The organism is Sporosarcina aquimarina (assembly GCF_033253705.1).
In the GTDB taxonomy this organism is placed as follows: domain Bacteria; phylum Bacillota; class Bacilli; order Bacillales_A; family Planococcaceae; genus Sporosarcina; species Sporosarcina aquimarina.
On sequence record NZ_JAUBDH010000008.1, the window covers coordinates 60,749 to 73,292 of the forward strand.

Sequence of the window (12,544 nt, forward strand, 5' to 3'; positions counted from 1 at the left end):
ATGAACATTTTTGTTTAAGAATACCATTCCAGTAAGCTTGTTACAATGAAAGATTCCATCGTGAAGCTGTTTAAAAACTTTAGATCAGAACTCACTGCTGTGCCTACGAACGATTTTGCTTTGACATGTTAAATGTTGGCAGACACTGTAAGATGTATACTCTCTCCTACAGTCAGGATTGTTGTTAAAGAAAGGATAATCTAGGATCCAAAGTTTCCAGTCATTCTAATAGTGACAACAAAAATAATAACCACGAGTAATCCAAGCATGCCGATTGAGGAGAAAGTTAAAGTAATCACTTTCAGTGGTCCTTTCACACTGAAAATAGCCAGTATAAACGAGCCTATTAATAAGAACAACAAGAACCAGGTATTAAATGTATACGGTAAAGGGGTCAAAACGTTTGGCGCAACAAAACAAAGTATGGAGAACACAGTAATCATAACCAATGAAATTAATCCGAAATACTTCCTCAATCTCATCCCTCCCATCAGTTCTCTTCTAAGACTCTTTAAATTCTTTTTGCACTTGAATGATGACGTACTTTTCCGTCCACATTTGAGTCGTAACAATCGTTTTCAGATTCTCTTTTTCAAAAAACAGACCGGCCCCCAGTTTTTCTGTGAACGTCCACCCAGCTGATTTCATCATGTCTTTAATGGCTTCATCGGCTGACAGCACACCATTACCGCCACTCTCCGTGATAAACCAAGTTGCCCCATTTTCTTCGGCAATTTCTACAACCTCTTCATCCGAGTTTTTCAGTTTTTCTATCACTTCGGTTGATGTTAAATTCTCTACTGGCAGTGACGGATAATACGATTTATTTACAACTGCATACACCACCACACTGACTAATAGCGCACCCACTATGATTCCAAGTGCTTTCATACGTGTTCATCTCCTCAATCCCTTAGATTCCTAGTCGTTTTGTGGCGGCAAATCCCACTGTATCCTTTTCTCCAAATAAGAAAGACTAGGAATTACATAGTTCCCGACAATTATGATTGTGAGTAAAGCGTTACTTTTTACGGCGCAAAGTTCATTTGACCTGTTAGCAACAGCACGATGATAATGATCCAAAAAATCAGGAAAGAAGAGGAAAGAATGAGAGACAGAATAGGAATTACATTCTTCTCTTCTTTCATCGTAATTCCAATAACCGATACGATTATGCCGACTATTGTCAGAAATATTGTAAGATAATCTCCTGCTAGGTTTCCTACGCTCGCAATACGCGTAGGCGGTACAAACACGATGAAAAAGCAGACCACTCCTATTATCAGAGAGAGATAGCTGACTTTCCCAACCTTTTTACGCACTGCACTCGATTGTGCCATCACATCACACCCCTTCAAATTCAATTGTTATTCATCAAGTGAGACTTGTTCTGTGTCGCCACTTTCCGGATTTAACCGAAATAGCTCATACTCCGTATTCCTTCCGGCAAAATTATAATCGATCACATAATAGAGATAGCCATCGGCTCCGAAAACGGGACGAGCAGTGTGTTCTTTGTGGAAGGTAAGACGTTTGGTTTCCATCGTCTCCCAGTCATAGGAAAACAATTCATATTCATAGATTCCCTTACTGTTCGTTCCCGCCACTGCCTGATAGATCAGCAGTGACTGATCAGGCACTAAAACAAAATCATAGAGATCATTTGGATCATTGGGCATGAAAATCATTTTGGACTGTTCCGGATGTGCAAGAGGAATTTGAAAGATGCGCTGTTTCATTTCAAAAATCTCTTCAGCCGTCTCAGCATTTTCATCCGCATCCATTTGAATATAGACGGAATCCTCTTTACCTGAAACTTGCAAAGAAGCCATTCCATACTTCTTTAGATCAGTGATTTGCTGATGCGTTTTTTGCTTCAAATTGTATCTATGCACGTCAAATTCATGCGGCTGTGCACTCGCTACAGGAGAGTAGTTCGTAAAAATGTCTGCTTGCAGATAGAAAATCTGGTCTTCTATTGCAGCGTCATACGCAAGTTCTGTAATTATTGCGTCTTTTGAAAACAGAACTTCATCTGCGCCCGTTGCAACATCCACTTTGTGTACTGCCCTTTCAGTTGTATCGCCACGATCTTTGCTAGAATTCACATAGAATAATGTATTTCCGTCTGGCATTATGACAATATCAGCGATTGCGCGATCTGGCGGCAGCTGGGCCACTTGTCTTACATCCTTTGACTTCACGTAAACCGTGGCTTTTCCACTTTCATACCTTACATAGGCGATATCTCCTGAAACCGACACATCAAATATCCCTGTTAGACCATTTTGCTTTTCATCATCGGGTACTTGTTGGGTTAGGCCGAGTCCGACACATACACCGGTTGTAAGTAAAATTGCAATGCCGATTAGGACTAGTTTTTTCATCACGACAAGCCCCCTCTGACAACCAGTATCCAGAATCCGAACAATGCGAGTGGCAGCAGCAGTTGAACCGCCGTCACGATGTAGGCGATTTTCTTCCGGTTATGCTTCAGCAAAATCAGCTGCAATGAATAGAAAATTCCCCATAACGCTAAAGGAACAAACAGTTTCCACAGTCCCCAATATCCGTCAGATGCAAAAATCAGATATGCGTAGAGGAAAAACAATGTACCGAGCAGCAGCAAAATACCAAATAACAAATTGAAGTAATGGACGAATTTTGTACCCGTCTTCAAATTAAGCTCTGTCGCGGGCACATCATAGATTGTCGTCCGGAAAATCAACACAATCGTAAATAACACAATCAGTGCATCAAGAATTGAAAACACGGTCGTATACGGAGGATCCAGATCCAAAGACAAAAGCATTCCTGCTCCCATCACGAACATATGGATAACTAGCAATGTGTTCATAACTGCACGCCGATTCAGCGAAACGACTGGGCGCAATGTTAAGAACAGCAAACTGGAACTGAAAAGCACACCTAGCAACAGCCAGCCAATGTGAGTATCTCCCATGACAAACAGCTGGCTCAAGTAGATGCTGTACGTCAGAAGCAGCGAACCGATGCTTAGTGTCATCAGCATTTCTCTCCTGTATGGATACATCGCATGCTGCAGCGTTTTACCTACATTCTTTCCGTCCCCGAAGTTGATCATTGCGAGACGCGCCGCTTCCACCTCTGTATGACCGTCCCTTTTGAAATCCTCGCACGCACATTCCAAATGGACGACTAGCTCTTCAAATAGATCTTCCCGTTCTTCCCGGCTGCAATCTGTTTCTTGTATCACTTTTTTCACGAATCGTTCAAAGATAGGGTTCATAGCAGACCTTCCGAACTTTTATGGACAAGGGCATTCATCCATTCCCAATTCTCTTTTTTCATTTCCAGCGCTTTCGTCCCTTCATCCGATAGATGGTAATACTTCCTCCGACCACTCTCCGTCTGTTGCCAATACGATACAATCCACGACTTTTTCTCAAGCCGTTTCAATGCCGCATACAATGTGCCTTCACTCATTTCATACGTTTCTTCACTTAGCTCTTTCAACACTTTCACCATTTCATATCCGTACATATCACGCTGGCCGATCAAAGACAAAATAAGCAAGTCGATGCTGCCTTTCATCATTTCCTGATCCACAATCATCACCTCATATTCATACTTGTTTAGTACCTCGCTTTACAAGGTACACCTCTTTACCATATATTACTATTCACTACCTCGCATTGCAAGGCCCTTTAACTAGTTGAAAAAAAAATCCCGTTACTCAACACATTCAGTTTGAGTAACAGGATGCTAACTTTATAGTGAAGCAGCTTCCAAAATATCCACGATTTCTAAATATCCTTTATCTTTCGCATGTTGAAGTGGTGTGATTCCGTCTTTGTCCGTAATCGACTGATCCGCTCCATGTTTCAGCAAAATTTTAATGATTTCTTGGTGTTGAACGCCGCCATCACTTAACACAACGGCTTCCATAAGGGCCGTCCATCCAAGATCATTCACATGATTCACATCCACCTTCGTTTCATTCAGCAGGGCTTCGACCATTTCAACATGGCCGCGCTCAGCTGCAGGAATGACAGCAACTCCGCCATACCGGTTTGTGAGAGTAACGTCTGCTCCCGCTTCGTTTGCGAAGCGCATAATGTCAATATACCCTTCTGCTCCCGCATATAGGAAGCAATTGTTTTGCATGTTGTCCTGTATGTCGACATCCGCCCCAGCATCCAATAGCGCTTTGACAGTGGGGGCGTCGTTATTGTACGTTGCAATCATAAGTGCGGTTCTTCCTTCGCTATCTTGAGTATTCAACTCTGTATTTTGCTCGATCAATTCCTTCACTCTCTTTGTATCTTGCTGATTGGCAGCTTCTACTAGTTCAGTTGTCATTGAATCTCCTCCTTGTTTAATGACGGTATTCCCGTCTTTCTCTTCAGGCACACATGCTGTGATGAGACTGGCAGCGAGTCCTGCTAGGATAAGCTTACGCATCGGAAGTTCCAGATTCAATCGGAGCAACAATTTCAACCTTCATCCGATCAGGATCTTCAAAATAGACCGCATAATGGGATTCCCCGCCTGCGAACGGATGAGTATCCGGGTAAAGAATTCTCACGTTACGATTTTTCAATTGTTTTGTGATTAAGTCCACGTGCTCCTTGGTTTCCGCATGGAACGCTAGATGATTCAGTCCAGTCCTACATCGATGGTACGGAACATCCAGAAATCGCTCTTCAGTTTGAACAAAAACAAGATACGTTTCCCCAAGTTTCCAACTCTTCCCCTCGGCCCAATCCTGATACACTATGTAGCCTAGTCTTCCAGCAGCCATCCCCAAAACTCTACAGAGCGTTCCAAATCAGAAACGTATAATTCAATGTGATGAAGCAATCCTTTCACAAGCAGTCCCCCCTTTTGAAAAACGCCCGCTAATCTATTGAATAGCGGACGTTTTGGATATTTTTATTATAACGCAGCTTTGATCGTTTTCCGATAATAACCGACGGTCAAGAACGCAAACACTAAATAGATGGCTATATAAACGGACATTGCAATGACGGTCGGAACCGTAACATCACTCATGAAGATGAACGACGCAGATTTCAATGCAAAAATCGAATGCAATAATCCGATCAGAAGAGGCAATCCGAATACGAATACTTGCTTCTTAATAACGCCTCTCATAATTTCCTGCACACTGAATCCTAGCTGGCGCAGCGTTGTGTAACTTGCTTTCTCTTGTTCTGCTTCCGTCATCTGCTTGAAGTAGAGAATACTTCCTGTTGAGATGAGGAATACGAGACCGAGGAATCCAGCGATGAAGATGAGCATACCGCTGGACTGCAGCGTATTTTGGTATTGTGTATAGTAGTCGAATCTTTTACCGGAACTTTCAATTCCATTATACAGCTCCGTAGCTTCTTTTAGCTGGTCTTTATTTTGTAAATTGATTGCAACAGTATTGATTTGAGCGATTTCACCTGATTCCTTATATCCTGAACGGATCGTCTGGAATAGCTCATCTTTTACGACGATTATCGACGCAAAGTCATAATCATTGAAGGCATTACCTTCTGCAAATCGTTCAATCGCAACGTTTTTGTTCAAACCTCCAGGTTCAAGTATAAGATTAACCGGAGTTTCCACAGACTTCAGCATCCAATGGGTGTAACCGGCCATCAAAACACCCGACTGCGGGTCATTCACTTCAATCGTCAACCCCGCTTTACTTAATTGACTTTCGCTTACGACTCGGATTTGCACATCCTGATAATAAAGCATGGGATTCAGTTCCTTTTCATAGTCACCCTTTAATTCAAATCCTTCGATATCAGAAGCATGATATGAAATATCCGCCTTATCAAGCAATTTCAGGAACTGATCCGATGCGGAGGGATCTCCGACAATCATATAATCGAACGGCTCCATTAAACGGCTTTCTTTTCCCGATGAATAGTAAGTTGAGTATGCAGCAGCAATCATGGTCAGCGTCATTGCAGATAACACCGTAATAATCGTCAACGAATTCGCATTGGCTTTCAACCGGTGGATCAATGGCGCTAGTGACAAACTATTCGACAAACCGAGGTGTCCATTTTTGGATGTTCTGATTTGGAATATTGCCCAGCCAATCGTCACACGGAACAGCAGATACGTTCCAAGAATGACAGAAACTAATACGACAATCATATAGAAAAACAGCAAACTGTTAAGCATATGTCCAGATAGCCAATAACCGAAGCCAATTAAGAGTACCCCTAAAGTTCCAAATATAGCGGAAACCGCTGTTTTCGGCTTTTTAACACGTTCTCCCGACTGATCCACCTTAAACAGCTCAAGCAATGTACTGCGTTTCACTGCTACTGCCATTTGCAGTGAGGTTAGCACGAGCAATGCGACAAACACGAAGATTGTTTGCAGTATCGCAGCTCCGGAAAATGATAACGTCAACACGCCATCTATTCCTATAAGTTTCATCAACAGCAGTAAAAATACTCTGGAAACAAGCAAGCCAATACCAATTCCAATTGCGAGAGCTCCTGTTCCAAGCAGAAGGTTCTCTGTCACTAGCATCCGGGTTACAGTGAACTTGGACAACCCGATAAGCTGATAGAGTCCCACTTCGCGGCCTCTGCGTTTCAAGAAAATGGAATTCGCATACAGCAGGAAGACACCCGAGATGAACAGTAAGAGGATACCTGCAGCTTTAAAGCCCGATGCCATTTTGAATGAAGTATCCGTCTGTTCCAATACCGATGCGTCATGCTGCAGCGAAGCAAAAACAAAATACAGCACAACACTTAAAATCAATGCAAAAAAGTATAAATAGTAATGTTTCAGGTTTTTCCGCATACTGCGGACAACGAGATCAAAGAGCGTCAACGCTGTCACCTCCAAGAATCCCTTGCACTTTCAGGATTTCTTGAAAGAACTGCTGCCTCGTCTGTTCCCCGCGATACAGCTCGGAGTAAATCGTACCGTCTTTCAGAAATACAACGCGATTGCAGTAACTCGATGCAACAGGATCATGCGTCACCATCATAATCGTGACGTCCCGCTCGTCGTTCACTTGCGCCAATGTTCCGAGCAGTGAGGCGGCTGATTTCGAATCGAGCGCACCTGTCGGCTCATCTGCAAACACAATTGAAGGTTCGTTGATCAGAGCCCGCGCAGCTGAAGTCCGCTGCTTTTGGCCGCCTGAAATTTCACCAGGGTATTTATTCGCTAATTCTGTAATTCCCAGAGTACGAGCAATCGATTTGAAGCGATCTTCCGCCACGACACGTTTCACGTTTCCAACTGAGATCGGCAGTAAAATATTTTCTTTCACGGTCAATGTATCGAGCAAATTATAATCCTGGAAGATGAACCCGAGCTGATCGCGTCTGAACTGCGATAGTTTGCGGTCGTTCATCGAAGAAATATCTGTTCCATTTATTTTAATCGAGCCTTCTGTTGTCCGGTCGATAGTCGCCAGGACATTCAATAATGTCGTTTTCCCGGCACCTGAAGGCCCCATGATTCCGACGAATTCGCCTTCCATAACACGGAAATCCAATCCTTTTAAAACCTGCTGCACTTGCCCGCGCGTTCCGAACGATTTACGAATCGATGCAGCTTCCAACATAGTTGTTTTTTGTGACACTCAAAACGCCTCCTTGTTTCTATACTCTTACTTTACTGCAGAAAAACAGCGGAGTCGTTCGATTTGGATGACAAACAGCGGTCGCAACGTTACAGTTTTGTCACTTACGGGCTGCATCAAATTCTGTTTGACTGAGGAGGCAAGACATAATTATTTAAATCCTGGATTGGGATCATAAACTATGGGATGTGATCATTAATTCCGGATTTCGCTCATAAACTCTGGAGTGTGCTCATAAACTCTGGATTCCGCTCATAAATTCCGAATTCCGCTCATAAACTCTGGAATGCGCTCATAAATCCCGAATTCTGCTCATAAACTCTGAAATGTGATCATAAATCTCGCATTCCGCTCATAAACTTTGGAATGTGATCATAAATCTCGCATTCCGCTCATTAACCCTGGATTGTGCTCATAAATCTCGCATTCCGCTCATAAACTCTGGATTGTGCTCATAAATCTCGCATTCCGCTCATAAACTCCGCAATGTGCTCATAAATCCCGGATCCCGCTTATAAACCCTGGATTGTGCTCATAAATCTCGCATTCCGCTCATAAACTCTGAAATGTGCTCATAAATCTCGCATTCCGCTCATAAACTCTGAAATGTGCTCATAAATCTCGCATTCCGCTCATAAACTCTGAAATGTGCTCATAAATCTTTCACTTACGGGTGGCATCAAATTCATTTTCCACTGAGAATGTTATAACCATTTGTGTCCCTGTCGACCCGTCGGATTGTCCATCCAAGCGGACACCTATTTTATCAGCAGCCTGTTTTGCCAGATAAAGCCCCAAGCCCGTTGCTGCGTGTTGTATACGACCCGCACTTCCCGTGAACCCCCGGTCAAAAATACGGGGCATTTCATGTGCAGGAATTCCTGGTCCTTCATCCGCTACAATAATAGATAAATGACCTGTTTCATCCACTGAAGTTTGTAAGGCTATCGTTCCACCTGGCGGACTGTATTTCACTGCGTTCGTTAATAATTGCCTAAGAATGAAGCGTGACCATTTTTGGTCCGTCACTACTTCCAAAGATTCCTCCGCAATTTCAAACGCAATATTCTTCTCCAAACACCATGGCATCAGCTGGCGGACTTCTTCTGCAGCAATCCGAACGATGTCGGCTTGTTCCACTACGTAATCCGCTTCCAATGAAGGAAGTCGAGATATGTACAGTTGCTGGTCGATCAGCAAATGAACACGCAGCCATTCCGCTTCGATTTTTCGGAATTCGGGTATTTTTCGATTTGCGTCAATCAGTAACTTCATCGCAGTGAGCGGCGCCTTCACTTCATGAACCCAAGCTGCCGTATCATTTTGCTCCGACTGCACAAACTCCCGCATCTTTGCCATCTGTTTTCTGTACGATGCATCGACGTGCTGGAGCAGTTCGGACGTCATGGCATCTTGATGAAAAATGGTGGATGGAAGTCCTTCTTGCCAGTCATCGGGCAATTCCTCCAAAAGTCTACTCAGCGACCTTGTATAAGCCGTCTCTTTGCGATAACGCCAGATCACGAACACTATGAATATCGAAAGTAACAGCACATTCAAGTAGCCGACTGAGACTGGATTGATGGCGAATCCTTGATCCAAAAACAGCAGCAAGTCTGTCAGCAGCAAAGATCCTAGAAATAGAGCAATCCAACTTTTCCGATCCACAATATAAATTCGCAGCATTACGTATTCTCCTGTACTGTAACTGCCATATAACCCATTCCTTTTTTCGTAACAATCGCTTCTTCCAGCCCTAAATCACTGAGTTTTTGCCGTAAGCGTGTCACGTTAACCGTCAGTGTATTGTCGTTGACAAAGCGTTCATCATCCCACAACTTCCGGATCAGATCATCTCTTGAGACGATTTCATCTTTTGACTCCACCAGAATGGACAGAATGAAAAACTCATTTTTCGTAAGCTCGATTTCTTGGTTTCTCCCTTTAATGACACAGCGTTTCAAATCAATTGTTGTTCCATTCCACTTCAACTCGTCCATCGGTTCATCTAGTTCGGCATATGCATACGCACGGCGTAACGTAGCTTGTATCTTAGCAAGTAACACATCGGTGTGAAACGGCTTTTGTATGTAATCATCCCCGCCCATATTCATGGCCATGACGATGTCCATCGGATGGTCTCTCGAAGAAAGAAAAATGATCGGTACATTGGATAGTGCACGGATTTCGCGGCACCAATGGAATCCATCGTACGCGGGGAGTTGAATGTCCATAATGACGAGCTGCGGATTGAATTGCGTAAATGGCGTCATAATATCCTGAAAGTTTTCCGGACCTGCCACTTGAAATGACCATTGTTCTAAATGCTCTTTCAACGAATTAAAGATAGCACTATCGTCCTCCACGATGAAAATCTTTTCTTCCATGTCGCGACCTCCTTCGTTAGTTCTGCATACGATTCAACACATGCAATGTATCGAGTACGTGCTCCAAAAACATCGATAGCTCCTCCATATTATCTTCAGTGAGCCGCGGTTTAAATGCAGCCTTAATAGAATTCATCATCTCGGGATTCTCTTCGCCATGAACATAACGGATGGTTTGAGTGAGTTCAATATCCTGTTCCCAGATGGAGGCCATAACTTGTTCAATTCCAGCACATTCTGTTTCAGGATCCTGGATGCTTTTCTGAAAACAAATTGACAATGAGCACGCGGCATTTGCATTCGGATCTTCCATGATTTCGCCAGCTAGATCTCGGACACTTGCGTGCAGCACGACTTCCACTTCGATTTCAGGATGATTGCGAAGGACAAACCGCAGTGCGAATTCTCGGGATAGCACGGCGAAGTCCATAACATCGCGTCTGTTCTTTATGTCAATGTGTTCATCTAAATTATCTAAGTCATATAATCGATTTTCGAGAGCAACCTTCAGATTATCAAATATCGTTGGATCGTACATGGTCGTGATTTCCTCCTAACCGTATTAAATACAATTCATGCTAACTTGTTTTTTTCGTTCTATCCAAAACCTGCGGACCACTGTGCCATCTTCTTCAGTCAAACTAACATCTTCCTCGCCGCCGTTGTGCAGAATCGTCTTTGCGGATCCGATATTATCATCGTTACACGTGACGAGTACAGATTTTATCCCCAGCTTATCAGTGACCTTTAACGCTTCCGCCAGCATCCGCGTCGCATATCCTTTTCGGCGCTCTGACGGCCGGACCCCGTAACCGATATGCCCGCCGAATTGGTGCAGATACTCATTTAAGTCATGCCGGATATCAATCATTCCGACGACCCGATCCGTTTCATCCACCAAGAAGTAGTTCGTACAAGGCAGCCATTTGCCCTGTCCTGCTTCCCGCTTCCGGAGCTCTTCCAGATAGACTTCATAAGGTATTCCGTCTTTCAGATGAAAGCTGCTGGGAGTCATTCCATCCTCGTCCCATTCTTTCATATACGCTTCGTGCTCGTCTTTCCATTTCATACTTGGCCGTTCAAATCGCATGATGATCCCCCTCCTCAGTCTAATGAAAAACTTCCCGTCTTCAAAAATCTAGCTGTCAAAACTGCTGTTTCATAATGATAATGAATATCTTTATGTCCAAATGGGAGAGTGGTGAACTCTGTCAGATCGGGAATGTCCACAGAAGAAACTTCCACACGTCCATCATTTTCTCCTTTGATGAGATGTCCTAACCACAAGTTACTGTTTGTGCCTGCGATAGCACCCATTTCAATTGGAGTGTCATTTAGTAAAGACAGCTTTTCTATATAGGCAATGTGCAAAGATTTCAACGTTCTGAACCAGTTTGTGTACCCTTTAATGGTACCTGCTAACATAGCCAGTTGACTGCCTTTGTTCGGGGTTGCAAGTTGGACACATCGTCCGATGTGTATCGCAGCCTCCCGATCCAGCAACAAATGCCGGATGAGTAAACCGCCTGTGCTGTGACCGACTAGATGAACCTTTCCTCCAGTTGAATCTGCCAGTTTTTCCACCTCATTCGTCACAAGTTGCGTAACACGATCGAATTCTTGTCTCGTTAATGGGAGTGTGAGCGCGTGACACCGAAATCCGAATGCCTCAAGATACTCAGACAGCACTGCCATATCTTTCGATGACTTATTGAAACCATGTAACAGCAGCACGTGATCCATTTTGCATTTTCACTTCCTCGTTCATTCACTTTTCAATTACCTATAGTGTATCATGCCAGTCACTGACGAATCGGGGATTATCCACAAGTTTTACAGCACACTTTTCCAAGGCGGTTTTCACATGAAATATGCTATAATCGTGTTACTGATGAAGGAGGTGAAAACAATGAGCGAGGTATTGTTGCAGCAAATACTTTCTGAGCTGAAAGACGTGAAAACAGGTCAACGCGATATGCAAGGTCAAATGGATGGTATGCAAAGCCAAGTGGATGGTATGCAGAGCCAAATGCACGGTATGCAAAGCCAAATGGATGGTATGCAGAGCCAAATGGATGGTATGCAGAGCCAAATGCACGGTATGCAAGGCCAAATGCACGGTATGCAAAGCCAAATGGATGGTATGCAAGGCCAAATAGACGGTATGCAAAGCCAAATGGACGGTATGCATAGCCAAATGGATGGTATGCAAGGCCAAATGGACGGTATGCATAGCCAAATGGGTGGTATGCAAAGTCAAATGGACGGTATGCATAGCCAAATGGGTGGTATGCAAGGTCAGTTGGATCGTATTGAAAACAAACAAGACGCCATTTTTGAGCAGACTGGACAGTTAATGGAATTCCGTCAAGAAGTACTTGTTAAATTTGACCATGTCACAACAAAAGAGGACATGCATTATATTGAAGCCAAACTGATGGAACACGATCGGGATTTATTCAATTTGAAAAAGCGGGCATAGCTGACTCCCCTAATCCAGTTATATGTAGCCCGCCACACCCCATATTCTTCCCTAACCATGTATGATTTCCCATCATTT

The 12,544-nt window shown here is 43.6% G+C and carries 15 protein-coding genes and 1 pseudogene; 1 reads left to right on the top strand and 15 read right to left on the bottom strand.

Annotated elements, in window-relative coordinates:
• Positions 1-200: 200 nt before the first annotated feature.
• The 15 genes and pseudogenes from QT716_RS12710 to QT716_RS12780 all read right to left on the bottom strand — a co-directional run bounded on the left by QT716_RS12710 (position 201) and on the right by QT716_RS12780 (position 11,727).
• Positions 201-476, bottom strand: a complete 276-nt coding sequence (locus QT716_RS12710; protein WP_317936448.1) for a histidine kinase — start codon at positions 474-476, stop codon at positions 201-203.
• Positions 477-501: 25 nt separating this feature from the next.
• Positions 502-891 carry a hypothetical protein gene (locus tag QT716_RS12715; protein WP_317936449.1) on the bottom strand — a complete coding sequence of 130 codons (390 nt, stop codon included), beginning with the start codon at positions 889-891 and terminating at the stop codon, positions 502-504.
• A 137-nt stretch (positions 892-1,028) separates the two neighbouring features.
• Positions 1,029-1,340: a hypothetical protein gene (locus tag QT716_RS12720; protein WP_317936450.1), complete on the bottom strand. Its 312-nt coding sequence runs from the start codon at positions 1,338-1,340 to the stop codon at positions 1,029-1,031.
• A 27-nt stretch (positions 1,341-1,367) separates the two neighbouring features.
• The gene (locus QT716_RS12725; RefSeq protein WP_317936451.1) at positions 1,368-2,387 is read right to left on the bottom strand and encodes a TolB-like translocation protein; all 1,020 of its coding nucleotides are present in this window, start codon (positions 2,385-2,387) and stop codon (positions 1,368-1,370) included.
• The gene (locus tag QT716_RS12730) at positions 2,387-3,268 is read right to left on the bottom strand and encodes a permease prefix domain 1-containing protein (RefSeq protein ID WP_317936452.1); all 882 of its coding nucleotides are present in this window, start codon (positions 3,266-3,268) and stop codon (positions 2,387-2,389) included. The genes QT716_RS12725 and QT716_RS12730 overlap by 1 nt, the downstream gene beginning before the upstream one ends.
• Positions 3,265-3,588 carry a PadR family transcriptional regulator gene (locus QT716_RS12735; RefSeq protein ID WP_317936536.1) on the bottom strand — a complete coding sequence of 108 codons (324 nt, stop codon included), beginning with the start codon at positions 3,586-3,588 and terminating at the stop codon, positions 3,265-3,267. Before QT716_RS12735 ends, QT716_RS12730 begins: the two co-directional genes overlap by 4 nt.
• A gap of 162 nt (positions 3,589-3,750) precedes the next feature.
• Positions 3,751-4,443, bottom strand: coding sequence for an ankyrin repeat domain-containing protein (locus tag QT716_RS12740; RefSeq protein WP_317936454.1), 693 nt, complete (start codon positions 4,441-4,443; stop codon positions 3,751-3,753).
• A pseudogene (locus QT716_RS12745) lies at positions 4,436-4,851 on the bottom strand (VOC family protein). Before QT716_RS12745 ends, QT716_RS12740 begins: the two are co-directional and overlap by 8 nt.
• Before the next feature lie 66 nt (positions 4,852-4,917).
• Positions 4,918-6,843: an FtsX-like permease family protein gene (locus QT716_RS12750; protein ID WP_317936538.1), complete on the bottom strand. Its 1,926-nt coding sequence runs from the start codon at positions 6,841-6,843 to the stop codon at positions 4,918-4,920.
• Complete coding sequence (locus tag QT716_RS12755) at positions 6,821-7,579, bottom strand: ABC transporter ATP-binding protein (RefSeq protein ID WP_317936539.1); 759 nt, start codon at positions 7,577-7,579, stop codon at positions 6,821-6,823. The genes QT716_RS12750 and QT716_RS12755 overlap by 23 nt, the downstream gene beginning before the upstream one ends.
• A 681-nt stretch (positions 7,580-8,260) precedes the next feature.
• Positions 8,261-9,283, bottom strand: a complete 1,023-nt coding sequence (locus tag QT716_RS12760) for a sensor histidine kinase (protein WP_317936456.1) — start codon at positions 9,281-9,283, stop codon at positions 8,261-8,263.
• Positions 9,283-9,984, bottom strand: coding sequence for a response regulator transcription factor (locus QT716_RS12765; RefSeq protein ID WP_317936457.1), 702 nt, complete (start codon positions 9,982-9,984; stop codon positions 9,283-9,285). The genes QT716_RS12760 and QT716_RS12765 overlap by 1 nt, the downstream gene beginning before the upstream one ends.
• Positions 9,985-10,000: 16 nt before the next feature.
• Positions 10,001-10,522, bottom strand: a complete 522-nt coding sequence (locus tag QT716_RS12770; RefSeq protein WP_317936458.1) for a hypothetical protein — start codon at positions 10,520-10,522, stop codon at positions 10,001-10,003.
• A 24-nt stretch (positions 10,523-10,546) separates the two neighbouring features.
• On the bottom strand, positions 10,547-11,074 hold the full coding sequence (locus QT716_RS12775) for a GNAT family N-acetyltransferase (protein ID WP_317936459.1): 528 nt from the start codon (positions 11,072-11,074) through the stop codon (positions 10,547-10,549).
• A 14-nt stretch (positions 11,075-11,088) separates the two neighbouring features.
• Entirely contained in the window at positions 11,089-11,727 is a 639-nt protein-coding gene (locus QT716_RS12780) for an esterase/lipase family protein (RefSeq protein ID WP_317936460.1), read from the bottom strand.
• Positions 11,728-11,893: 166 nt separating this feature from the next.
• On the opposite strand from QT716_RS12780, the gene QT716_RS12785 reads away from it, so the two are divergent.
• Positions 11,894-12,466 (top strand): hypothetical protein, encoded by a 573-nt coding sequence (locus QT716_RS12785; RefSeq protein ID WP_317936461.1) that lies wholly within the window; start codon positions 11,894-11,896, stop codon positions 12,464-12,466.
• The last annotated feature ends 78 nt before the right edge of the window (positions 12,467-12,544 follow it).